Below are 23,382 nucleotides of genomic sequence, written 5' to 3'. Positions count from 1 at the left end.
ACACCGCCAAGGTCAAGACCCTGGTGAACCAGCTGAAGAACGACGAGAAGGTGACGGTGTCGGGCAACTGACACATGTACTGACACATGTATTGACACATGTGACGCCCCAGGGGGAGGCCCCCGGCACCGCGGTCGGTGCCGGGGGCCTCCCCCTGAGCCGTTGGAATTGGCCTCAGTTCCCCACGCCGAGGCCGGACATGAACGCGGCCGGGTACCGGTCGCCGCGTGCCGAGCCCGGCGGCACCGCCTTCTCGATCTCGGCGAGGTCGTCCGCGGTGAGGTGCACCTCCGCCGCGGGCAGCGCCTCGGCCAGCCGCTCGCGGGTACGGGCACCGACCAGCGGCACGATGTCCTCGCCCTGCGCGGCCACCCAGGCGATGGCCAACTGGGCGACGGTGCAGCCCTTCGCCCCGGCGATCCGGCGCAGCGCCTCCACGAGGGTGAGGTTGTGTGCGACGTTCTCACCGGAGAACCGGGGACTGTGGCTGCGCAGGTCGCCGGAGCCGGTGCTGCGCCCGGCCGTCCAGTGCCCGGAGATGAGGCCGCGGCTGAGGACGCCGTACGCGGTCATGCCGATGCCGAGTTCCCGCAGCGTGGGCAGCACGTCCGCCTCCACCGCGCGGGAGATCAGCGAGTACTCGATCTGCAGGTCGGCGATCGGATGCACGGCGTGCGCCCGGCGGATCGTCGCCGCGTCGACCTCCGAGAGGCCGATGTGCCGTACGTGTCCGGCGTCGACCATCTCCTTGATCGCGCCCACCGTCTCCTCGATCGGTACGGCCGGGTCCAGCCGGGCGGGCCGGTAGATGTCGATGTGGTCGGTGCCCAGCCGGGTCAGCGAGTAGGCCAGGAAGTTCTTCACCGCCTCGGGACGGCCGTCGGTCCCGCCCCACTCCGCGCCCGGCCCCCGCAGCGCGCCGAACTTGACGCTCAGCTGGTAGCTGTCCCGGTCCCGGCCGCGCAGCGCCTCGGCGAGCAGCAGCTCGTTGTGGCCCATGGCGTAGAAGTCGCCCGTGTCCACGAGGGTGACGCCGGCCTCCAGCGCGGCGTGCACGGTGGCGATGCTCTCCGTGCGGTCGGTCGCTCCGTAGGCGTCCGACATGCCCATCGCGCCCAGGCCCAGCGCGGAAACGGCCGGTCCTGTGCTGCCCAGGGTTCGTGTCTGCATGGCGTTCTCCTTCGTCGTCGCTCTCTCCTCCACCTTGCGCCCGCGCCGCGCCGTGCGGGAGCGGAGCGTTCATCATGGGAGAGCCGCTCCCTGGCTCGGCCCGTCCCGGCGAGGGACCATGGAGCCATGGAACGTGACCAGCTCGCCGACTTCCTGCGCCGCCGCCGCGAGGCCATCCGTCCGGCCGAGGTCGGCATCACCGACGGCCCCCGCCGCCGCACCAGCGGTCTGCGCAGGGAAGAGGTGGCCATGCTGGCCGGGATGTCGGTGGACTACGTCGTACGCCTTGAGCAGGGCCGCAGCAGTCAGCCCTCGACCCAGCTGCTGGGGGCGCTGGCCCGGGCGTTGCGGCTGTCCGACGACGAGTGCGACCACCTGTTCCACCTGGCAGGCCATCGGCCACCGCCCGCCGACGGGGTGGCCCGGCTGGCCCGGGCGGGCCTGATCCGCATGCTCGACCTGCTCGGCGACACCCCGGCCCTGGTGCTGAGCGACCTCGGCGAGATCCTCGCCCAGAACCGGGCGTCGATCCTGCTGATGGGCGACCACACCGGCTGGTCGGGCGACCGGCGCTACGCCGTCCACCGCCATTTCACCGACCCCGCCACTCGCGCGCTCCACCCGCCCGAGGAGCAGGACCACCACGCCCGCACGCTCGTGGCCGACCTGCGCGCGGTCGCCGGCCGCCGGTCCGGTGATCCCGCGGTCGCCGGACTCGTCGACCGGTTGCGGGCTGCGAGCGACGAGTTCCGCGGGCTCTGGGCCGAGCACGAGGTGGCGGTCCGGCGCGCCGACCACAAGACCTTCCTGCACCCGCGGGTGGGCCGCCTGCGGATGGACTGCGAAACCCTGGTCACGCCCGACCAGGGCCAGCAGCTGCTGGTGCTCACCCCGGCCGACGCCGAGGCCCGCGAGCGGCTGGAGCTGCTGCGGGTACTCGGCGTCGAGGAGTTCCCGACGGGGGCGACGGGCGGCACGGGGACGGCGGGTACGGGGACGGCGGGTACGGGGACGGCGGGTACGGGCACGGCGGGCACGCCCGCACACTGAGCCGGCCTGGACCGCCTACTTGGGAAGGTTGCGGGCCATCACGATCCGCTGGACTTGATTCGTACCCTCGTAAATCTGGGTGATCTTGGCGTCGCGCATCATGCGTTCGACCGGGTAGTCACGGGTGTAGCCGTAGCCGCCGAGGAGCTGGACGGCGTCCGTGGTGACCTCCATGGCGACGTCGGAGGCGAAGCACTTGGCCGCCGCGCCCTGGAAGGTGAGGCCTTCTTCTTTGCTTCCGGCGGCGACGCGCTGGGACGTGGCCGCCGCCGCGTACGTCAGCTGGCGGGCGGCCTCGATCTTCATGGCCATGTCGGCCAGCATGAACTGGATGCCCTGGAAGTCACCGATCGGCTTGCCGAACTGCTTGCGCTCCTTGACGTACCCCTTGGCGTAGTCGAGGGCGCCCTGCGCGATACCGAGCGCCTGCGCGGCGATGGTGATGCGGGTGTGGTCCAGGGTCCGCATCGCGGTGGCGAAGCCCGTGCCCTCGGCGCCGATGATGCGGTCGGCGGGGATGCGCACGTTGTCGAGGTAGACCTCGCGGGTCGGGCTGCCCTTGATGCCGAGTTTGCGCTCCGGGGCGCCGAACGAGACACCCTCGTCGGACTTCTCCACGACGAACGCCGAGATCCCCTTCGAGCGCTTCGTCGGGTCGGTCACGGCCATCACCGTGTAGTACTCCGACTCGCCCGCGTTGGTGATCCAGCGCTTCACGCCGTTCAGGACGTAGGAGTCGCCGTCCCGGACGGCCCGCGTCTTCATGCCGGCCGCGTCCGAGCCGGCGTCCGGCTCGGAGAGGCAGTACGAGAACATCCCGTCGCCCTTGGCCAGCGGCGCCAGGTACTTCTTCTTCAGGTCCTCGGAGCCCGCGAGGATCACGGGCAGCGAGCCGAGCTTGTTCACCGCGGGGATCAGGGACGAGGACGCGCAGACCCGCGCCACCTCCTCGATCACGATGACCGTCGCCAGGGCGTCCGCGCCGGCGCCCCCGTACGACTCCGGTACGTGTACGGCGTGCAGGTCGGCCAGGACCAGGGCGTCCAGGGCCTCCCGGGGGAAGCGCGCCTCCTCGTCCACCGCCGCGGCGTGCGGCGCGATCTTCGCCTCGGCCAGTGAGCGGATCGCGTCCCGGAGCATGTCGTGCTCCTCGGCCGGGCGGTACAGGTCGAAATCAGCCGATCCGGCCAAGGTCTTCACGCTCCAAAGACGCAGTGATGCTGACGATACTGACGCTAATTACCGTTAAGTAACCTGAATTTTAGGGGCCCTTCCCCACGACTGGTACGTGAGCTTGGCGACAGGAGGAAAAGGCCACGGGGAATCTGCCCGGTGAAGGGCTCGAACACGCCCCGACTATGCTCTGTCAGCGCGCCGAAGGCGTACTCCCGGCGTACGTCATCCGACCCACTGGAGCACCCATGGCCCTCAAGATCACCGTGATCGGTACCGGCTACCTCGGCGCCACGCATGCCGCCGCCATGGCCGAACTCGGGTTCGAGGTACTGGGCCTTGACGTGGTGCCCGAGAAGGTCGAGATGCTCCAGCGGGGCGAGGTCCCGATGTACGAGCCCGGCCTGGAGGAACTGCTGCGCAAGCACGTCGCCGGGATCGAGGGAGCCAGCGGGCGGCTGCGGTTCACCATGGACTGGGCGGAGGTCGCGGAGTTCGGCGACGTCCACTTCGTCTGTGTGAACACCCCGCAGAAGCACGGCGAGTACGCCTGCGACATGTCGTACGTCGACGCCGCCTTCGCCTCGCTCGCGCCCCACCTCACGGGCCCCGCCCTGGTCGTCGGCAAGTCCACCGTGCCCGTCGGTTCGGCCGACCGGCTGGCCCGCACGCTCACCGGCCTCGCCCCCGCGGGCGACGCCGTCGAACTGGCCTGGAACCCGGAGTTCCTGCGTGAGGGCTTCGCCGTCCAGGACACCCTGCACCCCGACCGCATCGTCGTCGGGGTCCGCAGCGAGCGCGCCGAGAAGACGCTGCGCGAGGTGTACGCGACCCCGCTGGCCGAGGGCTCGCCCTTCGTGGTGACCGACTTCCCGACCGCCGAGCTGGTGAAGACCGCCGCGAACTCCTTCCTCGCCACCAAGATCTCGTTCATCAACGCGATGGCCGAGGTCTGCGAGGCCGGCGGCGGCGACGTCGTGCGGCTCGCCGAGGCCATCGGGCACGACGACCGGATCGGCAAGAAATTCCTGCGCGCCGGCATCGGCTTCGGCGGTGGCTGTCTGCCCAAGGACATCCGCGCGTTCATGGCCCGCGCGGGCGAGCTGGGCGCCGACCAGGCGCTCACCTTCCTGCGCGAGATCGACTCCATCAACATGCGGCGGCGCGGCCAGATGGTGGAGATGACGCGTGAGGCGCTGGGCGGAAGTTCCTTCCTCGGGAAGCGGATCGCCGTGCTCGGCGCGACGTTCAAGCCGGACTCGGACGACGTCCGGGACTCGCCCGCACTGAACGTCGCGGGACAGATCCATCTGCAGGGCGGCCAGGTCACCGTCTACGACCCCAAGGGCATGGACAACGCGCGACGCCTCTTCCCGACGCTGGGGTACGCGGAGACGGCGGTGGACGCCGTTCGCGGGGCGCACGCCGTCCTGCACCTCACCGAGTGGCGCGAGTTCCGCGAGCTGGACCCGGCGTCGCTCGGCGAGGTCGCCACGGACCGTGTCGTACTGGACGGCCGCAACGCGCTCGACCCGGCCGTGTGGCGGTCGGCGGGCTGGACGTACCGGGCGATGGGCCGCCCGACGGCCTGACCAGATCCGACCCGATCCGACCCGATCCGACCCGATCCGACCCGATCAAGCGGTAACGAACCGAGGAGGAAGAGCCATGGCTCTCGCCAAGCTGGGTGCCGTCGTCCTGGACTGTCCCGACCCGCGCGCGCTCGCCGCGTTCTACGCCGGGATGCTCGGCGGCACCATCGAGGAGGAGGCCGACTGGATCGACCTGCGGCTGCCGGCGGGCGGGACGCTGGCCTTCCAGGCGGCCCCCGGCCACGTACCCCCGAAGTGGCCCTCGCCTGACGCCTCCCAGCAGCTCCATCTGGACCTGACGGTCGAGGACCTGGACGCGGCGGAGAAGGAGGTCCTGGCGCTGGGCGCGAAGGTGCTCGAAGCGGACGACCGGAAGCGGACCTGGCGGGTGTACGCGGACCCGGCCGGCCACCCGTTCTGCCTCTGCGCCGGCTGAACTCCGCGCTGTCTCTATCCGTCGAGTTCCGCGATCCTCGCCGTGGACGGCTCGCGGCGCAGCTGGGCGGCGCGTGCCGTGAAGTCCACGGTGCGCAGGACGCGTTGGACGTTGCCCCAGGTGAGCTGTGCCAGGTCGGTCTCGGACCAGCCCCGGCCGAGGAGTTCGGCGACCAGGCGGGGATAGCCCGAGGCGTCGGGCAGGTCCCGCGGGTGCGCGGCCCCGGAGTCGTACGTCCCCGAGAGGCCGACGCACTCGGGCCCCGCGAGCTCCCGTACGTGGTCGAGGTGGTCGGCCACGTCCCGGACGGTGGGGCCCGTCTGCTCGGCGGTCAGCGGGACCAGGCACAGGCCCTTGGCGGCGCCGAGTTGGACGAGTACGTCGTCGGGGAGGTTCGCCGGGTGCGGGCGCAGGGCGCGGGCGGCGGATCGGGTGCACATGACCGGGGCCTTGGAGATGACCAGGGTCCGGCGGACGGTCGCGTCCGAGGCGCCGGAGAGGTCGGCGAGGACGCCGACGCGGTTCATCTCGCGCACGACCTCCTCGCCGAACCGGGTCAGTCCCCTCTCGCCGGCCCAGGACGCTCCGGACAGGGTGAGGACGCGCAGGCCGAGGGCGTGCAGCGAGCGCAGGATGCCCAGGGAGTCGTCCAGCGCCGCCGCGCCCGCCGGGCCGAGCAGCACGGCGACCCGGCCGCAGTTGACGGCGTCCGTGGCCTGCGCCGCGCTGTGCGCCAGGCGCAGCCCCTCCGGATGCGCCTCCACCACGGTCTTCACCAGGTCGAGCTGCTCCAGCGTCGCCCCGACGGCCCGCTCGCCGACGAGCCCCTCGGGCAGGTGCAGCGACCAGAACATCGCCCCTACGTGCCCCTCTCGCAGCCTGGGCACGTCCGTGTCGACCGAGTTGTCGCCGAGTTCGAGGTCGTACCACGAGAGGTGCCGCAGGGCCCAGGCGATACCGCTGTAGCCGTCCGCGACGGGGTGGGCGGCGAGGAGGTCGTGAGCACGGGCCAGGGGGTCGCCACCGGCACCGGCACCGACACCGGCAACGACGTCGGCCTCGGCACCCGTGTCGGCACCCGCGCCCGCACCCGCACCGGTGCTGTTGGCCCGCTCGTCGCCGACCCTGCTCGTGACCCCGGCCACGGCCTCGGAGACGAGCGGCTCGAACTCGTTCAGGCGCTCGGGGTCCAGCTCGCCGACCTCTGCGGTGGTGTGCAGTTCGTCCTGCAGATCAGCCATGGCGGGGCTCCGGGGTCCGATGGTGGCGACAGGTAGAGCCACCGTGCCACGGCGGCGGTCCGGGGTCTCGGCGGATGCGGCGTTCGGGCTACCGCCCCGCGAAGGCGCCGCGCCCCTGCCCCTCAACCCGCCCCTAAGGCCTCACCTCGGGCCTCACTTCAGCGACTCCCAGAGCTCCCCCGCCTCCGGCTCGTCCGCCACCACCCGGTTGGGGTCGGACGGGGCGGGCACCACCGGCATCGTCACGGTCTCGGTGCCCGTGGAGGAGAGGGACTTCAGGCTCTGGCCGAGACCCATCAGCTCGGTCAGGGAGTTCAGGCCGGTGTCCGTGGTGAGGCTGCTGGTGAGGGCGTCGGCGACGCCGTAGAGGCGGGTGGGGCTGGTGAGGAGGTTGGTGGAGGAGACCTGGTCGAGGAGCCCCTTCACCAGTTTCTGCTGGAGGCCTATGCGGCCGAGGTCGCTGCCGTCGCCTATGCCGTGCCGGGTACGGGCGAGGGCGAGGGCGTCCTTGCCGTCGAGGTGGTGGGTGCCCGCCTCCAGTTCGAGGTGGCTGTCCTCGTCGGAGATGTCCTCGTCCGTCGTCACCGTGACCCCGCCCAACGCGTCCACCAGGTCGGCGAATCCGGCGAAGTCGATCTCGATGTAGTGGTCCATGCGGACGTTCGTCATGGTCTCCACCGTCTTGACGGCGCAGACGGGCCCGCCGACCGAGTAGGCGCTGTTGAACATCGCGCCGTACGCGATCGACGTCGAGCCGCCCGAGGGCAGCGGGCAGGACGGGCGCGTGACGAGGGTGTCGCGCGGGATGCTCACCACGGTCGCCTCCGAACGGCCCTCGTCGACGTGGACGATCATCGCCGTGTCGGAACGGGCTCCCTCACTGCTGCCGCCGCCGAGGTCCTTGTTGCGCTCGCCGTTCCGCGAGTCCGAGCCGAGGACCAGGATGTTGAGCGCACCGCTGGGCAGCGGGCTCGCGGAGGCCGACTCGGGGCTCGTCGGCGTCGTCATCGCCCTGGGCGGCCGGTCGTCGCCGAGCGCGCTGTCGATGTCGACGCTCTTGATGTTCTGGTTCAGATGCCAATAGGCCCATGCCGCGCCGGCCACCGAGGCGACGAGCGCGCAGCCGACGGCGATGCCCGCCGCCTTGAACCACCGTGACCGGCCCGACCACCCCGACCACCTCGGCCGTCCCGGCCATCTCCCCCGCCGGCCCTCGCCGCGTATCGCGGCGTCCCCGTCCCCGCCCCCGTGTTCGTCTTCTCCGCTCACAGGGAGAACATAAGTCCGAATTATTACCAGGAGGAACCACTTCCCGGCTTTACTTCGGAAACTCTCAGATTTCGTTGAGTTTTCTCAGACGTCGCCAAGGCAGACCGGTCAGAAGGTTCCGAAAGCATTTCGAAAGTTTCGAAGTTCTGCTACGCCGGCGGCGGCGCCGTGCTGCTCCTGACCACCAGGCTCGTCGCCAGTTCCACCCTGGTGGCCGTCGAGGGACGTTCCGAGCGGCCGAGGTCCAGGACGAGCCGGGCCGCCGCCTCGGCCATCTCCGTGAGCGGCTGGCGCACGGTGGTGAGCGGCGGGCCGACCCAGCGGGCCACCGGCAGGTCGTCGAAGCCGACGATGCTGAGGTCCTCCGGGATGCGCAGGCCCAGCTCGCGGGCGGCCTCGTACAGGCCGAGGGCCTGGAGGTCGTTGCCCGCGAACACCGCGGTCGGGCGGTCCGGCAGCTTCAGCAGTTCGAGCCCGGCCCGGTAGCCGGTGTCGTGGTGGAAGTCGCCGGACCGTACGAGCGTCGGATCGACCGGCAGCCCGGCCGTGTCCAGCGCCGCCCGGTACCCGTCGAGCCGGGCCCGGCTGCACATCATCCGCGAGGGCCCGCTGATCACGCCGATGCGCCGGTGGCCGAGCTCCGCCAGATGACGGGTCGCGGCAAGCCCGCCCTGCCAGTTGGTGGCGCCTACGGACGGCACGTCGTCGCCGGGGGCGCCCGCCGGGTCGACCACCACGAACGGGATGGAGCGGCTGGTCAGCAGCGCCCGCTGGGACTCGTCGAGCCCGCTGAGGACGAGCACGACACCGTGCGGGCGGCGCGCGGCGACCTGGTCGGCCCAGGTGCGCCCGGGGGTGAGCCGGCCCGCGCTCTCGGACAGGACGACGCTCAGCCCCTCGTCCCGCGCCACGTTCTCCACGCCCCGGATGACCTCCATCGCCCACGCGCTCTCCAGTTCGTGGAAGACGAGGTCGATGAGCGGCGAGCGGGACGCCTCGGCCCGGCGGCGCCGATAGCCGTGGTGGCGCAGCAGGTCCTCGACCCGGGTACGGGTCGACGGGGCCACATCGGCACGGCCGTTGAGCACCTTCGAAACAGTCGGAGCCGAGACTCCGGCCTCGCGGGCGATCTCGGCGAGCGTCGCTGACTGGGCTACAGCGGGATTCGGGCGAGTCATGAACCGGATCGTATCCCTGCGCAACCTCTTGACGAACCCCCTCGACCGCCATACGTTCCCGGAACATTCGGAATTACATCCGAAACATTCGTGACGCGAGCGAGCCACAGAGGCCCGCCCGGGTCGGGACGTACGTGCGCGCCGTGGCCCGGGGACGGCCGAGCGCGCCCGTGTTTCCCGGCCCGGGTCCCGGCGCCCCCGAAGGCGAGTGAGCCGGAAAAGAAGAGGTTCTGTCATGGAGTCGATCAACGGGCGGTCCAATGGCGGGCAGCCCACAGGCGGAGGCGCGAGCGGCGGCGCGGACGGAGGCACGAGCGGCGGCGCGACCGGCGCCCTGAGCAGCCGTACCTTCAGCAGGCGCTGGATCCTGGGCGCCGGCGCCACCACCCTGCTCACCACCGGACTCACCGCCTGCGGCTCCAGTGACGGTGCCGGCGGGGGCAGCAGCACGCTCACCGCCTTCGTGTACGGGGACGACGCGGTGAAGGTCCAGCAGGCGGCCGTCGACCGTTTCAACAAGTCGGCGGTCGCCAAGTCCACCAAGGGCAAGGTGAAGCTGGAGCGGATTCCGGGCGCCGAGTACCCGGCCAAGCTCCGTACGGCGATGGGTTCCCCGAGCGCCCCCGACATCTTCTACAACTGGGGCGGCGGCTCCATCAAGGCCTACCAGGACGCCAAGCAGCTCGTCGACCTGACCGACACCATCGAGGGCGACCCGATCCTGAAGTCGGGCTTCCTCCCCTCGGTGCTCGCGGCGGGCGGCCTCGGCGGCCGGCAGTACGGCATACCGATGCGCGGCATGCAGCCGGTCATCCTCTTCTACAACAAGTCGGTCTTCACCGAGCACAAGCTCCAGCCGCCCACCACCTGGGCCGAGTTGCAGGACATCAACGCCAAGCTGAAGGCCGCGAAGATCACCCCGTTCGCGCTCGGCGGCGCGGACATCTGGCCCGAGCTGATGTGGCTGGAGTACCTCGTCGACCGCATCGGCGGACCGCAGGTCTTCGCGAAGATCCAGGAGGGCGACGCGTCCGGCTGGGGCGACCCGGCCGTCCTCAAGGCCGCCGAGACGGTCAAGGAGCTCATCGACGACGGCGTCTTCGGCTCGAAGTTCAGCTCGGTGTCGTACACCAACGGCGGCGCCCCGGCGGTCTTCGCCAAGGGCAAGGCCGCGATGCACCTGATGGGTTCGTGGGAGTACTCGACGCAGCTCGGCAAGTTCCCGGACTTCGCGAAGAAGAACCTGGGCTGGTGTGCGTTCCCCACGGTCGAGGGCGGCACCGGTGACGTCCGCAACGTCGTCGGCAACCCCACCAACTACTGGTCCATCAACGCCCGTGCGAAGAACAAGGACGCCGCGGTCGCCTTCCTGAAGGACTGCGCCTCGGAGAGGTACGCCAAGGCGCTGGTCGCCAACGGTGACGTACCCACGACCGCGGGCGCGGCCAAGCTCCTCGACGCCTCGCCCAACCCGGAGTTCGCCAAGTTCCAGTACGAGATGGTCGAGAGGGCGCCGGCCTTCACGCTCTCCTGGGACCAGGCGGTCGGTTCGACCGTCTCGACGCCGATGCTCACCGAGATCAACAAGCTGTTCGTCGGCAAGTCCTCGCCGAGCGACTTCGTCTCGGCGCTCAAGGAGCTGAAGTGAGCGCACCGACCCCCACGAAGACCCCGGCGGGAAGCCCCGCCGGGGAGAACGGCACGCCGGGCGGGTCCGGCGGGTCGGGCAGGCCGCTGAAGTACAGGCCGTCCGGGGCGGGCAAGGCGTCCACGGTCGGCCGCCCGCACGCCGCCTGGGCGCTGCCCGGTGTCCTCTTCTTCGCGTTCTTCGCCGTGGTCCCGCTGGGCCTGGCCTTCTATCTCTCCTTCACCAGCTGGGACGGCCTGGGCGACCCGAAGCTCGTCGGTCTCGACAACTGGCAGAAGATGTTCGACGACGACCGGATGGTCCAGTCCCTGTGGCTGACCGTCCTGCTGACGGTCGTGAGCTGGGTCTTCCAGACGGTGATCTCCGTGCTGCTCGGCGTCTGGGCGGCGGGCCGTCAGCGCAACCGGGCGGTGCTGTCCGCGATCTTCTTCGTCCCGTTCCTGCTGTCCTCGACGGCGATCGCGCTGCTCTTCTACTCCCTGCTCGACCCGAACTTCGGCGTCATCCAGAAGAACATCCTCGGCTCCTCGAACGGCGCGTTCCTCGCGATCGTCTTCGTCGGCGCCTGGCAGTTCATCCCCTTCCACACCCTGCTCTACCAGGGCGGGGCCCGTCAGATACCCGAGGTCCTCTACCAGGCCGCGTCGATCGACGGGGCGGGCCGCTACCGCCAGTTCTACTCGGTGACGCTGCCGCAGCTGCGCAACACCATGACGACGTCCACGGTCCTGATGGTCGTCGGCACGCTCACGTACTTCGAGACCGTGCTGATCCTCACCAAGGGCGGGCCCGGCACCGACACGGCGATCCTGCCGTACCTGATGTACGAGGCGGGCTTCAAGAGCTACGACTTCGGCTACGCGAGCGCCATCGCGTCGTTCCTGGTGGTGATCGCCACGGGCCTGTCCCTGATCCTCGTACGCCTGACGGGCTTCGGCCGCATGCGTAGTACCCGCGAAGGGATGTGACGGAGTGTCACACGATACGTTGCCACGTCCGCACCCCCGTCCGCCGCGTCCCGAGAAGACCGGCGGGGACCCCACGGGACCGCCCCCGCCGCGCCGCCGCCGGCACTGGACGAAGCGCCCCAACCCGCTCGCGGGCCTGGGCTCGCTCGTCTGGCTCGTGATCGTCATCATCCCGATCTACGCGATGCTGTCGGCCTCGCTCACCAGCCAGGACAAGGCACTCAGCGGCAACCCGCTGAGGCCGCCCACGAGTCCGACGCTCGACAACTACAACACCGTCCTGAACAGCGGGTTCGGCCACCTGCTGAGCAACACCGTGATCGTGGCCGTCGCGGTCGTGGGCATCGTCCTCGTCCTGTGCGTCCCGCTCGCGTACGTCGCCGTCCGCACCCGCGACCGCTGGTCGGGCCTGGCCTTCCGGGTCTTCCTCCTCGGGGTGGCGATCCCGGCCCAGGCGGTCGTGGTCCCCCTCTACCTCCTGATCGCCAAACTCGACCTGTACGACAGCCTGCTGGCGGTCATCCTGCCGACGGCGGCCTTCGCGATGCCGGTCTCGGTGCTCGTCCTCGTGGGCACCCTGCGGGACGTCTCGGAGGAGCTGTACGAGGCGATGGCCCTGGACGGTGCCTCGCCGCAGCGGATGCTGTTCCAGCTGGCCATCCCGATGGCCAGGGGCGGTATCAGCACGGTCGTCATCTACGCGGCGCTGCAGGCCTGGAACGGCTTCCTCTTCCCGCTGATCTTCACCCAGTCCGACGGCCCGCGCGTCCTCACCCTCGGGCTCTTCAACTACGTCAGCCAGTTCGGCGTGAACATCCCCGCCCTGCTGGCCTCGGTCGTCCTCTCCGGCATCCCGATCTTCGTCGTCTACCTGGTGGCCCGCCGCGCACTGGTCGGCGGCCTGATGGGCGTGGGCGGAAAGTGAACCCACTCGACTCCGCCGCGGACCCGGCCCCCGACACGTCCGCCACCGCCTTCGCCCCTGACAGGAGTTCCATGACCACCGCCCCTTGGCGTGATCCCGCCCTGCCCGCCGAGGCCCGGGTCGACGACCTGCTCGCCCGGATGACCCTGGAGGAGAAGACCGCCCAGCTGTACGGCGTGTGGGTGGGCGCCGACACGGACGGCGGCGGAGTCGCCCCGCACCAGCACGACATGACGGCGGAGTACGACTGGGACGAGCTGATCACCCACGGCCTGGGCCAGCTCACCCGCTCGTTCGGCACCGCCCCGGTGGACCCGGCGCTGGGCGCGCAGGCCCTTGCCCGCGCCCAGCGCCGGATCAGCGAGGCGGGCCGCTTCGGCATCCCGGCGGTCGCCCACGAGGAGTGCCTGGCCGGCTTCACCGCGTGGGGCGCCACCGCGTACCCGGTCCCGCTGGCCTGGGGCGCCTCGTTCGACCCGGCGCTGATCGAGGAGATGGCCGCCCGGATCGGCCACGACCTCGCCTCCGTCGGCGTCCACCAGGGCCTGGCCCCCGTCCTGGACGTCGTACGGGACCTGCGGTGGGGCAGGGTCGAGGAGACCATCGGCGAGGACCCCTACCTCGTCGGCACGATCGGCGCGGCCTACGTCCGCGGCCTGGAGTCCGCCGGGATCGTCGCCACGCTCAAGCACTTCGCGGGGTACGCGTCCTCGGCGGGCGCCCGCAACCTCGCCCCCGTACGGGCCGGGGTGCGCGAGTTCGCCGACATCACGCTGCCCCCGTTCGAGTTCGCGCTGCGTGAGGGCGGGGCCCGCTCGGTGATGGCCGCGTACACGGACACGGACGGCGTGCCCGCCACCGCGGACCCGGGCCTGCTCACCGAACTCCTGAGGGACCGGTGGAAGTTCACCGGCACGGTCGTCGCCGACTACTTCGCCATCGGCTTCCTGGAGACCCTGCACCGGGTCGCGGGCACGAAGGCGGAGGCCGCCCACGCGGCGCTGGCCGCGGGCGTGGACGTCGAACTGCCGACACTGCGCTGCTACGGCGACCCGCTGGTCGAGGCGGTACGGGCCGGCGACATCCCGGAGTCCCTGGTGGACCGGGCGGCGACCCGGGTCCTGCGCCAGAAGTGCGAACTGGGCCTGCTGGACGAGGACTGGTCCCCGGAGCCCACGCGCCCCATCGACCTCGACTCGACGGCGAACCGCGTGCTGGCCCGCCGCCTGGCCGAGGAGTCCGTGGTCCTGCTCTCCAACCCGGACGGCCTGCTGCCCCTCGCTCCCGACACCCGCATAGCCGTGGTCGGCCCGCGCGCGTCCGACGCCCTGGCGATGCTGGGCTGCTACTCGTTCCCGTCACACGTGGGCATCAACCACCCCGACCTGCCGATGGGCGTCGAGATCCCCACGCTCCTGGAGTCCCTCCGCACGGAACTCCCCGACGCCAAGATCACCTTCACCGAGGGCTGCGACACCACCGACCCGGACACCGCCGGCTTCGAGGAGGCCGTCGCGCGCTCCACCGAGGCGGACGTCTGCGTGGCCGTGCTGGGCGACCGGGCGGGCCTCTTCGGCCGGGGCACCTCGGGCGAGGGCTGCGACGTGGCGGACCTGCAACTGCCGGGCGTCCAGGCCGAGTTGCTGGACGCTCTCACGGCGACGGACACCCCGGTCGTCCTGGTGCTGCTCACCGGCCGCCCGTACGCGCTGGGCCGCTGGCACGACCGGCTGGCCGCCACGATTCAGGCGTTCTTCCCGGGCGAGGAGGGCGGCCCGGCGGTGTCAGGCGTCCTGTCGGGCCGCGTGAACCCCTCCGGCAGGCTCCCGGTGAGCGTCCCACAGGCCCCCGGAGGCCAGCCGTGGACCTACCTCCAGCCCCCGCTGGGACTGGCCGGCGAGGTCAGCAACCTCGACCCGACCCCGCTGCACCCCTTCGGCCACGGCCTCGGCTACACGGACTTCACCTGGGAGGACACGGAGGACCGCCGGGCGGAGATCACCACGGACGAGCCGTACGACGTGTCGGTCACGGTCCGCAACACGGGCGCCCGCGAAGGCACGGAGGTCGTCCAGCTCTACCTGCACGACCCGGTGGCCCGGGTGACCCGCCCGGACGTCCGCCTCATCGGCTACCACCGCCTGACCCTGACCCCCGGGGAGTCCCGCCGGGTCACGTTCCGCTTCCACCCGGACCTGTCGGCGTTCACCGACCGCACGGGCCGGCGCATCGTGGAACCGGGCGCGCTGGAACTGCGCGTAGCCACATCCAGCACGGCCACCCACCACACCACCCACCTCACCCTGACGGGCCCGGAACGCCGGCTGGGCCCGGACCGCCGACTGAGCTGCACGTCGACGGCCTCATAGCCGTTGGCAGGCGCGTGGGCCTTGCCTGCCCCAGCGGCCGCCCCAGTGGCCGCCCCAGTCACCACTGATGGGGCGGCCGGTTCTGCGCGGGTGCGTCGTGGCTGGTCGCGCCGCTACCCGGACTACTTGATGACCACGACCCTCGTGCCGATGGTGGCGAAGTCCCACGTAGCTGTGCCGGACTCTTTGGACTCGCGGATTCCGCCCAGTTTCTTGGTGGGGTCGGGGGGTGTGGCCGAGCCGTCCGCCGCGGCGCTGAAGCCGATAGCGATGCCGTTCAGGCTGGCGAAGCGGACCACGTGTTCGACGGCCACCCCGTCCGAGCCGACGATCGTGCCGGAGCGTGACGTGACGACGTACCGGCCGGGCGGCGGGTCCACCGTGCCGGGGCTGACCCGGAACGTCCGTCTGACCCGGTCGTCCTGCTCGACCAGCCACACCCGGTCGTCGTCCAGCGAGTAGACGACGCGCCGGCTGGTGCCCGACCCGGCGGGCAGCGCCGTCGGGTGCTTCCTGTCCCGCGGGGCCTTCGACGCGGTGGCCGTGGCCGGCAAGGACTCGGTGGCCCGCGGCGTGCTCAGGTCGCTCGGTGCGGACGCCGACGCCTGGTAGGTGAGGAAGCCGATCACGGCCAGCGCCGTCGCGGTGAGCCCGGCCACGATTCCCGAGCTGGTCCGAACCACCTTGAGTGCCCACCTCTCGTACGACTACGGCTACCGGCTACCGCTGCGGCTCGATGCGACTCGACGCGACTCAGCAGCAAGTGCGGCATTTGTTCTTTATGGCCCGGTATGACGTTAGCAGGAAGAGCCCGCCGGATTGAGGCGGCCGTGCGCCGGGCCCGGGCGCCGTAGGCTGTTCGCGTGCTCTTGCTCGCTCTGGATACCGCCACTCCCGCCGTCACCGTCGCGCTGCACGACGGGACGTCCGTCGTCGCCGCCTCCAGCCAGGTGGACGCGCGCCGGCACGGCGAACTGCTCCTGCCGGCCGTCGACCGGGTGCTCACCGAGGCCGGGCTGCGCCTCGACGCCGTCACCGGCATCGTTGTCGGGGTGGGCCCCGGCCCGTACACCGGGCTCAGAGTCGGCCTGATGACCGCCGACACGTTCGGGCTCGCGCTCGGCGTTCCCGTGCACGGCCTGTGCACGCTGGACGGGCTCGCCTACGCGGCCGACCGCTCCATCGCCGACGGGCCTTTCGTCGTGGCGACCGACGCCCGGCGCAAGGAAGTCTACTGGGCCCGGTACGCCGACTCCCGTACGCGCCTCACCGAGCCGGCCGTGGACCGGCCGGGCGAGTTGGACATCGGCGGGCTGCCCGCTGTCGGCGCGGGCGCGCTGCTCTACCCCGACGCCTTCCCGGACGCCCGCGAACCCGCGCACGTATCGGCCGCCTCGCTCGCGGCCCTGGCGGCGGAGCGGCTCGCGGCCGGCGAGGAACTTCTGGCGCCCCGGCCCCTCTATCTGCGCCGACCCGACGCCCAGGTGCCCAAGAACTACAAGGTGGTCACCCCCAAGTGACGACCGCGGCGCTGCGCGAGATGCGCTGGTGGGACATCGAGCCCGTACTGGAACTGGAGAAGGACCTCTTCCCCGAGGACGCCTGGTCGCGGGGCATGTTCTGGTCCGACCTGGCCCACGCGCGAGGGGCCGACGCGACCCGGCGGTACGTCGTGGCCGAGGACGCCGGGCGGATCGTCGGGTACGGGGGCCTCGCCGCCGCCGGGGACGCCGGCGACGTACAGACCATCGCCGTCGCCCGGGAGCACTGGGGCACCGGCCTCGGCGCGCTGATCCTGACCGAGCTGCTGCGGGCCGCGACCGCCTTCGAGTGCGTCGAGGTACTGCTCGAATGCCGGGTCGACAACATCCGCGCCCAGAAGCTGTACGAGCGCTTCGGCTTCGAGGCGATCGGTTTCCGGCGCGGCTACTACCAGCCGGGGAACGTGGACGCCCTCGTGATGCGCCTCAACGACCCGTCAACCTCCGTACAAGGAACCCAAGGAACCGAGATCAATGGCTGACGAACCTCTCGTCCTCGGCATCGAGACCTCCTGCGACGAGACCGGCGTCGGCATCGTCCGCGGTACGACCCTGCTCGCGGACGCGATCGCCTCCAGCGTCGACGAGCACGCCCGCTTCGGCGGTGTGGTGCCGGAGGTCGCCTCCCGCGCGCACCTGGAGGCGATGGTGCCGACCATCGAGCGGGCGCTGAAGGAGGCCGGGGTCAGTGCCCGTGACCTCGACGGCATCTCCGTCACCGCCGGGCCCGGACTCGCGGGCGCGCTGCTCGTGGGCGTCTCGGCGGCGAAGGCGTACGCGTACGCGCTGGGCAAGCCGCTGTACGGCGTGAACCACCTGGCCTCCCACATCTGCGTGGACCAGCTGGAGCACGGCCCGCTGCCCGAGCCGACGATGGCCCTGCTCGTCTCCGGCGGCCACTCCTCGCTGCTGCTGTCCTCGGACATCACGTCCGACGTACGGCCGATGGGCGCGACCATCGACGACGCGGCGGGCGAGGCCTTCGACAAGATCGCCCGCGTTCTCGACCTGGGGTTTCCCGGCGGTCCTGTCATCGACCGGTACGCCAAGGAGGGCGACCCGGGCGCCATCGCCTTCCCGCGTGGGCTCACCGGGCCGCGCGACGCGGCGTACGACTTCTCGTTCTCCGGGCTGAAGACCTCCGTGGCGCGGTGGATCGAGGCAAAGCGGGCGGCTGGCGAGGACGTGCCCGTGCGGGACGTGGCGGCGTCCTTCCAGGAGGCCGTCGTGGACGTGCTGACCCGCAAGGCCGTACGGGCCTGTCGTGACGAGGGCGTCGACCACCTGATGATCGGTGGCGGCGTGGCCGCGAACTCGCGGCTGCGGGTGCTGGCGCAGGAGCGGTGCGAGGCCGCGGGGATTCGGCTACGGGTGCCGCGGCCGAAGCTGTGCACGGACAACGGCGCGATGGTCGCCGCGCTCGGCGCGGAGATGGTGGCCCGGGGGCGGGCCGCCTCCGACTGGGATCTGTCGGCGGACTCCTCGCTGCCGGTCACGGACACGCATGTGCCGGGAAGCTCGCACGCGCACTCCCACTCGCCTTCACCCTCACCTGCTTCCTCTTCCCACTCCCACTCCCACGATCACGTGCATGAGGTCAGCAAGGACAACCTGTACTCATGACGACCGTCGCGTTGATGTGGGAGGCGCGGGCCGCCGAGGGGCGGGGGGAGGAACTGCTCGCCTGGGTGCGGGGCCAGGAGCTCCCGGCGCGGCCCTTGCGACAGGAGGTTCTGCGGGGTCCGGGGGAGCGGGTGCTTGTCATCACGTGGTGGGATGCCGCGGCGTTCGATGCGGAGTTGCCGGAGTATCCGGAGCCGGGTGAGGGGCTGGCGGCTCGGGCCGTGCATCGGTGGCGGTTCGAGTCCGTCGAGAGTGCTACGCCGCCCGCCCTCGCTCCACACGATCAGCCGCCCCAGCCACCCCAGAAGTAGGCGCAGGCACAGACGCAGACGCAGACGCAGACGCAGACAACGGCGGAGCCGGGGGCACGGAAACGGCCCGGGCCAACTCCCCCGCCGCCAACAGCTCCCCCATCGACACTCCACGCCCAAGCTCCGCGGGAACACGTTCCGACGTCGGCATGGCGGCCTCCTGAGGCTCCGGGAGCAGACAGTGGTTAGGTAGACCTAACCAACTCCTCCGCCCATGTGAACACGCCGAAGCCACCGGACGCAACATCTTCCCGACACCATGTCGGAACATCGGGGCGACCGCGCGGGAAAAGGCCGCGGTTCAGGCGGAGAGCGCCGCCAGATCCGCAGCCGCCCACCGCTCCCCGACCCCGGCCAGCGTCACCCGCCGCACCTCGTCCGTCGTGTCGCCCACCGCCCGGTGGATCAGCAGGTGCAGCCGGTCGTCGGTCAGCTCCTCGACCTTGCCCTCGCCCCACTCCACGACGATCACGGAGTCGGACAGCGACACGTCGAGATCCAGGTCCTCCATGTCGTCGAGCCCGCCACCCAGCCGGTACGCGTCCACATGGACCAGCGGCGGGCCACCCCCGAGTGAGGGATGCACGCGGGCGATCACGAACGTCGGTGAGGTGACGGCGCCCCGGACGCCGAGGCCCTCGCCGAGCCCGCGCGTCAGCGTGGTCTTCCCCGCGCCCAGTTCGCCGGTGAGCATCACGAGGTCGCCGGCCCGCAGCAGCTTGGCGAGCCGACGGCCCAACTCCTGCATCTGCGCGGGTGAGTTGACGGTGATCTCGGTCGTGGCAGCGGCCTGGCCGGGCTTCGGAGGTCCCGAGGGGTCAGCCGGGTTGTGCGCTGTTGCTGGTGCTTCCATAACCATTCACGGTAGCCCCTGCCGGGACCGCGCCGACGCGGGTGAGGAGGTCGGCGAGCCGGTCCGTGACGGCCTCCGGATGCTCCAGCATCACGAGGTGCCCGGCGTCCGGTACGAGCACCAGCTCGGCGTCCGGCAGCAGATCGGCGATGGCCTCGCTGTGCTCGCTCGGCGTCACGAGGTCCTTGACCCCGGCCAGTACGAGCACGGGCAGGTCGGCGAAGTGCGCGAGTGCCTCGGTCTTCTCGTGGTCGGTGAAGGCCGGGTAGAACTCGGCGACCACGTCGATCGGCGTGGCCTCGATCAGCCGCTCCGCGAACCGCGCGACCGCCGGGTCGATGTCCCTGGACGCGAACGAGTACCGCTTGATGATGCCCGCGAACAGGTCGGCGGTGGCCCGGCGCCCGCGCTCCACCAGCTCGGCCCGCTGCCCCAGCGCCTTCAGCACTCCGGGCAGTATCCGCCGCACCGCGTTGACGCCCGCGACCGGCAGCCCGAAGTTGACCTCGCCGAGCCTGCCGGACGACGTACCGACCAGGGCCACGCCGACCACGCGCTCGCGGATCAGGTCGGGGTACTGGTCGGCCAGGGCCATCATCGTCATGCCGCCCATCGAGTGCCCGACGAGCACGAGCGGGCCCTCGGGCGCCGCCGCGTCGATGACGGCCTTCAGGTCCTGGCCCAGCTGGTCGATGGTGACCGGCACGTCGTCCCGGACCTGGGCCACGCCCCGCCCGGAACGGCCGTGGCTGCGCTGGTCCCAGTGGACGGTCCGCACGACACCGCGCAGCGCCGCCCGCTGGAAGTGCCAGGAGTCCTGGCTGAGGCAGTAACCGTGACTGAAGACGACGGTGACCGGGGCGGGTGCCTTGCGGCCGAAGAGCCGGCGGCGGCGCGGGGCCAGGGTGGAGTCGGCCTCCACCTCGTCGACCTCGTAGTACAGCTCGGTGCCGTCGTCCGCGGGGACCTTGCCCGGCATGCCGCGCAGTGACCCGTACGGACCGGCCGAGTCGAGGGCGAGCCGGGCCTTCCGGCGCATGCCGCGGCCGACGGTGAGCCGCTCGATCGCGACGCCGGCGGCGGCGCCCGCGGCGACCACGCCTATCGCGACACCGGCGACGCCTGCCCTGCGCCAGTTCGCGGCCCCGGCCGCGGAGACGGCCGAGGACGCGGCCACGGCCGCTTCCACCGCTGTCCCCGCACTGCTCTCGCTCACGAACGGCTCCTCTTCGTCTTGTCAGTCATTCACTTGTCAGTCATTCACGTTTCAGTTGTTCACGTTCGTTTTAGTCGTTCACGTTCGTTTTAGTCATTCACGTAGACGCGCGGCACGCGGGTTCCGATGCGGGTGACGATTTCGTACGCGATCGTGCCGGCGGCCTGCGCCCAGTCCTCGGCGGTCGGCTCGCCGTGGTCGCCGGGCCCGAACAGGACCACCCGGTCACCGACGGGCGGCTCGTCCCCGCCGAGGTCGACCGCGAACTGGTCCATCGCGACCCGCCCCGCGACCGTCCGCCACTTGCCGCCGACCAGGACGGGACCGGTGCCGGAGGCGTGGCGCGGGATGCCGTCCGCGTACCCGACGGGCACGAGGCCGAGGGTCGTGTCGCCCGCCGTGACGTAGTGGTGTCCGTAACTGACGCCGTGGCCCGCCGGCACGTGCTTCACCAGCGCGAGCGACGCCGAGAGCGTCATCACGGGGCGCAGCCCGAGGTCGGCGGGGGTGCCCAGCTCGGGGCTCGGCGAGATCCCGTACAGGGCGATCCCGGTCCGTACGAGGTCGAAGTGGGTCTCGGGGAGCGTGAGCGTGGCGGGCGAGTTGGCGATGTGCCGCACCTCCGGGCGCAGGCCCTGCCCCTCGGCGTGGGCCAGCATCTCGCGGAAGCTGGTGAGCTGGGCGTCGATGGAGGGGTGGCCCGGCTCGTCGGCGCGGGCGAAGTGGGACCAGAGGCCGGTGACGACCACCAGGCCCTCGGTCTCGGCGCGCCGCGCCTCGGCGACCAGTTCGGGCCAGTCGGCGGGCTGGCAGCCGTTGCGGCCGAGACCGGTGTCGGCCTTGAGCTGCACGCGCGCGGTACGGCCCGCGGCCCGCGCGGCCCGCGTCGCCTCGCGCAGGGCCCACATCCCGCTGATGCCCAGGTCCAGGTCGGCCTCGACGGCCTCCCGCCACGGTCCGCCCGGGGTCCACAGCCAGCACATGATCCGGCCCGGCAGACCGGCCGCGCGCAGGGCGAGGGCCTCCTCGGGCGTGGCCGTGCCGAGCCAGGCCGCACCCGCGTCCAGGGCCGCGCGGGCGCAGGGGACGGCCCCGTGCCCGTACGCGTCGGACTTGACCACCGCCATGAGGGCGGCGGCCGGCGCCTGGGCGCGCAGGCTGCGCACATTGGCCCGCAGGGCGGCCAGGTCGATCTCGGCGCGGGCGCGCGCGGGTGCTGTCTCAGTCATCGAGCCCAGTCTCTCAGAGGGCTCCGACACCGCTCTCCGCACGCTCGGTCGCCGCAGTCCGGACCCGCTCGGTCGACGGCGTCCGGACCCGCTCAGGCCGAGACGTCCGGACCCGCTCAGTCCATGACGTCCCGCCAGGCGTCGCGCACCGCCTCGGCCACGTCGTGCGCCCCGACGGGCGCCCCGTCCGCCGCGAGCCGGCCCGCCAGTCCGTGGAGGTACGCGCCGGCGCTGCCGGCGTCCAGCGCGTCGAGTCCGGCGGCGAGCAGCGAGCCGGTCAGCCCGGACAGCACGTCCCCGCTTCCCGCGGTGGCCAGCCAGCCGGTGCCGGTGGGGTTCACCCGTACGGGTCCGTCGCCCGGGGAGGCGATGAGGGTCGTCGACCCCTTCAGCAGCACGGTCGCCCGGTACCGTTCGGCGAGTTCCCGTACGGACGTCAGGCGGGCCCCCTCGACCTCCTCGCGCGAGACGCCGAGCAGCGCGGCGGCCTCTCCGGCGTGCGGGGTCAGCAAGGTGGGCGCCCGCCGTGCCCGTACGAGGTCGCGGTCCGCGAGCCGCAGGCCGTCGGCGTCCACGAGTACGGGGACGTCCGCGTTCAGTACGGCGGTCACGGCGTCGGCGTCGTCCCCGGCGCCGGGGCCCACGACCCAGGCCTGGACCCGCCCGGCCTGGTCCGGCGAACCGGAGGACACGAGCGTTTCCGGGAAGCGTGCGATCACCGCGTCGCCCGCGGGTCCGGCGTACCGTACGGCGCCGGCGCCGCCCCGGAGGGCTCCGGCGACGGCCAGCACGGCCGCGCCCGGATAGCGGGCGGAGCCGGCCGCGATGCCCACGACTCCGCGCCGGTACTTGTCGCTCTCGGCGCCCGGCACGGGCAGCAGCGCGGCCACGTCGGCGTGCTGCAGCGCCTCCAGCTCGGGATCGCCGGGCAGCGCGAGGCCGATGTCGACGAGCCGTACGGACCCCGCGTACTCCCTGGCCGGGTCGACGAGCAGGCCGGGCTTGTGCGTGCCGAGGGTCACGGTCAGGTCGGCCCGTACGGCGGCGCCGCGGACTTCGCCGGTGCCGGCGTCGACGCCGCTGGGCAGGTCGACGGCGACGACGGCGGCGCGGGACTCCTGGGCCAGGTCCGCGAGGGGGGCGGCGTCCGGGCGCAGGCCGCCCTTGCCGCCGATACCGACGATGCCGTCGATGACGAGGTGGGCGCGTCGGATCGGTGCCTCGGCGTGCTCGGGCCCCCGCACCACCGTGCCGCCGGCCCGGCACAGGGCGGCGAGGCCGGCGGGGTGGGTGCGGTCGGGGGTGAGGAGTACGGCTGTGACGCCGGCGCCGCGTTTCGCGAGGCGGGCGCCGGTGTAGAGGGCGTCGCCGCCGTTGTCGCCGCTGCCGACGAGCAGCACGACGCAGCTGCCGTAGACGCGGCCCAGCAGGTCGGCGCAGGCCGCGGTGATGCCTGCGGCGGCCCGCTGCATCAACGTCCCGTCCGGGAGCCGGGCCATGAGCTCGCGCTCAGCTGCTCTGACCGTTTCCACGCTGTACGCAGTACGCATGGGGCCAAGTCTGTCGCATGTCTGCGGGTGGGTGGGGGCT

General features: G+C 71.9%; 21 protein-coding genes. 11 read left to right on the top strand and 10 right to left on the bottom strand.

Translation table 11 applies throughout. From position 1 onward, the window contains the following. Positions 1 to 174: 174 nt before the first annotated feature. Positions 175 to 1,170, bottom strand: coding sequence for an aldo/keto reductase (locus AOK01_RS27430; protein ID WP_055516315.1), 996 nt, complete (start codon positions 1,168 to 1,170; stop codon positions 175 to 177). A 126-nt stretch (positions 1,171 to 1,296) separates the two neighbouring features. Here AOK01_RS27430 and AOK01_RS27425 point away from each other — a divergent pair, with 126 nt between their 5' ends. Further along, complete coding sequence (locus AOK01_RS27425; RefSeq protein WP_079103794.1) at positions 1,297 to 2,220, top strand: helix-turn-helix domain-containing protein; 924 nt, start codon at positions 1,297 to 1,299, stop codon at positions 2,218 to 2,220. Positions 2,221 to 2,235: 15 nt separating this feature from the next. On the opposite strand, the gene AOK01_RS27420 is transcribed toward AOK01_RS27425, so the two are convergent. Continuing rightward, entirely contained in the window at positions 2,236 to 3,411 is a 1,176-nt protein-coding gene (locus AOK01_RS27420; protein WP_055516325.1) for an acyl-CoA dehydrogenase family protein, read from the bottom strand. Positions 3,412 to 3,641: 230 nt separating this feature from the next. On the opposite strand from AOK01_RS27420, the gene AOK01_RS27415 reads away from it, so the two are divergent. Continuing rightward, positions 3,642 to 4,985 carry a UDP-glucose dehydrogenase family protein gene (locus AOK01_RS27415; RefSeq protein ID WP_055516313.1) on the top strand — a complete coding sequence of 448 codons (1,344 nt, stop codon included), beginning with the start codon at positions 3,642 to 3,644 and terminating at the stop codon, positions 4,983 to 4,985. 76 nt (positions 4,986 to 5,061) lie between these two features. Beyond that, positions 5,062 to 5,421: a VOC family protein gene (locus AOK01_RS27410; RefSeq protein ID WP_055516311.1), complete on the top strand. Its 360-nt coding sequence runs from the start codon at positions 5,062 to 5,064 to the stop codon at positions 5,419 to 5,421. A gap of 14 nt (positions 5,422 to 5,435) precedes the next feature. Here AOK01_RS27410 and AOK01_RS27405 read toward each other — a convergent pair whose 3' ends face one another. The 3 genes from AOK01_RS27405 to AOK01_RS27395 form a co-directional block, all read right to left on the bottom strand. After that, positions 5,436 to 6,662, bottom strand: coding sequence for a dipeptidase (locus AOK01_RS27405; protein WP_055516309.1), 1,227 nt, complete (start codon positions 6,660 to 6,662; stop codon positions 5,436 to 5,438). 153 nt (positions 6,663 to 6,815) lie between these two features. Beyond that, entirely contained in the window at positions 6,816 to 7,931 is a 1,116-nt protein-coding gene (locus AOK01_RS27400; protein WP_425424764.1) for an LCP family protein, read from the bottom strand. 149 nt (positions 7,932 to 8,080) lie between these two features. Then, positions 8,081 to 9,109: a LacI family DNA-binding transcriptional regulator gene (locus tag AOK01_RS27395; RefSeq protein ID WP_055516307.1), complete on the bottom strand. Its 1,029-nt coding sequence runs from the start codon at positions 9,107 to 9,109 to the stop codon at positions 8,081 to 8,083. Between the two features lie 235 nt (positions 9,110 to 9,344). Between AOK01_RS27395 and AOK01_RS27390 the strand changes: the two genes are divergently transcribed. From AOK01_RS27390 to AOK01_RS27375, 4 genes are all read left to right on the top strand, one after another. Further along, a complete protein-coding gene (locus tag AOK01_RS27390) occupies positions 9,345 to 10,757 on the top strand; it encodes an ABC transporter substrate-binding protein (RefSeq protein WP_079103793.1) in 1,413 nt (470 codons plus the stop codon). Between the two features lie 86 nt (positions 10,758 to 10,843). Beyond that, complete coding sequence (locus AOK01_RS27385) at positions 10,844 to 11,725, top strand: carbohydrate ABC transporter permease (RefSeq protein WP_055516319.1); 882 nt, start codon at positions 10,844 to 10,846, stop codon at positions 11,723 to 11,725. A gap of 4 nt (positions 11,726 to 11,729) precedes the next feature. Next, complete coding sequence (locus tag AOK01_RS27380; protein WP_055516304.1) at positions 11,730 to 12,650, top strand: carbohydrate ABC transporter permease; 921 nt, start codon at positions 11,730 to 11,732, stop codon at positions 12,648 to 12,650. A gap of 71 nt (positions 12,651 to 12,721) precedes the next feature. Continuing rightward, a complete protein-coding gene (locus tag AOK01_RS27375) occupies positions 12,722 to 15,019 on the top strand; it encodes a beta-xylosidase/alpha-l-arabinosidase (RefSeq protein ID WP_055516317.1) in 2,298 nt (765 codons plus the stop codon). Positions 15,020 to 15,141: 122 nt separating this feature from the next. Here AOK01_RS27375 and AOK01_RS27370 read toward each other — a convergent pair whose 3' ends face one another. After that, positions 15,142 to 15,702 (bottom strand): L,D-transpeptidase, encoded by a 561-nt coding sequence (locus tag AOK01_RS27370; RefSeq protein WP_055516302.1) that lies wholly within the window; start codon positions 15,700 to 15,702, stop codon positions 15,142 to 15,144. Between the two features lie 180 nt (positions 15,703 to 15,882). Here AOK01_RS27370 and tsaB point away from each other — a divergent pair, with 180 nt between their 5' ends. From tsaB to AOK01_RS27350, 4 genes are read left to right on the top strand one after another with little or no spacing between them, the layout of a single operon-like run. Further along, positions 15,883 to 16,539, top strand: a complete 657-nt coding sequence (gene tsaB / locus AOK01_RS27365) for a tRNA (adenosine(37)-N6)-threonylcarbamoyltransferase complex dimerization subunit type 1 TsaB (RefSeq protein WP_055516300.1) — start codon at positions 15,883 to 15,885, stop codon at positions 16,537 to 16,539. A 20-nt stretch (positions 16,540 to 16,559) separates the two neighbouring features. Further along, positions 16,560 to 17,042 (top strand): ribosomal protein S18-alanine N-acetyltransferase, encoded by a 483-nt coding sequence (rimI, locus tag AOK01_RS27360; RefSeq protein ID WP_213862160.1) that lies wholly within the window; start codon positions 16,560 to 16,562, stop codon positions 17,040 to 17,042. Beyond that, on the top strand, positions 17,035 to 18,183 hold the full coding sequence (tsaD, locus tag AOK01_RS27355) for a tRNA (adenosine(37)-N6)-threonylcarbamoyltransferase complex transferase subunit TsaD (RefSeq protein WP_055516296.1): 1,149 nt from the start codon (positions 17,035 to 17,037) through the stop codon (positions 18,181 to 18,183). The genes rimI and tsaD overlap by 8 nt, the downstream gene beginning before the upstream one ends. After that, on the top strand, positions 18,180 to 18,494 hold the full coding sequence (locus AOK01_RS27350) for a hypothetical protein (RefSeq protein ID WP_055516294.1): 315 nt from the start codon (positions 18,180 to 18,182) through the stop codon (positions 18,492 to 18,494). The genes tsaD and AOK01_RS27350 overlap by 4 nt, the downstream gene beginning before the upstream one ends. 301 nt (positions 18,495 to 18,795) lie before the next feature. Here AOK01_RS27350 and tsaE read toward each other — a convergent pair whose 3' ends face one another. From tsaE to AOK01_RS27330, 4 genes are all read right to left on the bottom strand, one after another. Then, positions 18,796 to 19,347, bottom strand: coding sequence for a tRNA (adenosine(37)-N6)-threonylcarbamoyltransferase complex ATPase subunit type 1 TsaE (gene tsaE, locus AOK01_RS27345; protein WP_063792876.1), 552 nt, complete (start codon positions 19,345 to 19,347; stop codon positions 18,796 to 18,798). Continuing rightward, positions 19,313 to 20,563, bottom strand: a complete 1,251-nt coding sequence (locus tag AOK01_RS27340) for an alpha/beta fold hydrolase (RefSeq protein WP_055516290.1) — start codon at positions 20,561 to 20,563, stop codon at positions 19,313 to 19,315. Before AOK01_RS27340 ends, tsaE begins: the two co-directional genes overlap by 35 nt. Before the next feature lie 89 nt (positions 20,564 to 20,652). Next, positions 20,653 to 21,792, bottom strand: a complete 1,140-nt coding sequence (alr, locus tag AOK01_RS27335; protein ID WP_055516288.1) for an alanine racemase — start codon at positions 21,790 to 21,792, stop codon at positions 20,653 to 20,655. A 116-nt stretch (positions 21,793 to 21,908) separates the two neighbouring features. Beyond that, complete coding sequence (locus AOK01_RS27330; protein WP_079103792.1) at positions 21,909 to 23,342, bottom strand: NAD(P)H-hydrate dehydratase; 1,434 nt, start codon at positions 23,340 to 23,342, stop codon at positions 21,909 to 21,911. Between the last annotated feature and the right edge of the window lie 40 nt (positions 23,343 to 23,382).

It is taken from the genome of Streptomyces aurantiacus, assembly GCF_001418335.1.
Taxonomy (GTDB): domain Bacteria; phylum Actinomycetota; class Actinomycetes; order Streptomycetales; family Streptomycetaceae; genus Streptomyces; species Streptomyces aurantiacus.
This window is presented reverse-complemented; position numbering and strand designations above follow the sequence as displayed.

Bases quoted from the DNA above. Each gene is read 5' to 3' on its own strand.
- AOK01_RS27350 (WP_055516294.1), top strand. From the start codon at position 18,180: ATGACGACCGTCGCGTTGATGTGGGAGGCGCGGGCCGCCGAGGGGCGG.
- rimI (WP_213862160.1), top strand. From the start codon at position 16,560: ATGCGCTGGTGGGACATCGAGCCCGTACTGGAACTGGAGAAGGACCTC.
- AOK01_RS27430 (WP_055516315.1), bottom strand. From the start codon at position 1,170: ATGCAGACACGAACCCTGGGCAGCACAGGACCGGCCGTTTCCGCGCTG.
- AOK01_RS27375 (WP_055516317.1), top strand. From the start codon at position 12,722: ATGACCACCGCCCCTTGGCGTGATCCCGCCCTGCCCGCCGAGGCCCGG.
- tsaD (WP_055516296.1), top strand. From the start codon at position 17,035: ATGGCTGACGAACCTCTCGTCCTCGGCATCGAGACCTCCTGCGACGAG.
- alr (WP_055516288.1), bottom strand. From the start codon at position 21,792: ATGACTGAGACAGCACCCGCGCGCGCCCGCGCCGAGATCGACCTGGCC.
- AOK01_RS27425 (WP_079103794.1), top strand. From the start codon at position 1,297: ATGGAACGTGACCAGCTCGCCGACTTCCTGCGCCGCCGCCGCGAGGCC.
- AOK01_RS27405 (WP_055516309.1), bottom strand. From the start codon at position 6,662: ATGGCTGATCTGCAGGACGAACTGCACACCACCGCAGAGGTCGGCGAG.
- AOK01_RS27410 (WP_055516311.1), top strand. From the start codon at position 5,062: ATGGCTCTCGCCAAGCTGGGTGCCGTCGTCCTGGACTGTCCCGACCCG.
- AOK01_RS27330 (WP_079103792.1), bottom strand. From the start codon at position 23,342: ATGCGTACTGCGTACAGCGTGGAAACGGTCAGAGCAGCTGAGCGCGAG.
- AOK01_RS27395 (WP_055516307.1), bottom strand. From the start codon at position 9,109: ATGACTCGCCCGAATCCCGCTGTAGCCCAGTCAGCGACGCTCGCCGAG.
- AOK01_RS27390 (WP_079103793.1), top strand. From the start codon at position 9,345: ATGGAGTCGATCAACGGGCGGTCCAATGGCGGGCAGCCCACAGGCGGA.
- AOK01_RS27415 (WP_055516313.1), top strand. From the start codon at position 3,642: ATGGCCCTCAAGATCACCGTGATCGGTACCGGCTACCTCGGCGCCACG.
- tsaE (WP_063792876.1), bottom strand. From the start codon at position 19,347: ATGGAAGCACCAGCAACAGCGCACAACCCGGCTGACCCCTCGGGACCT.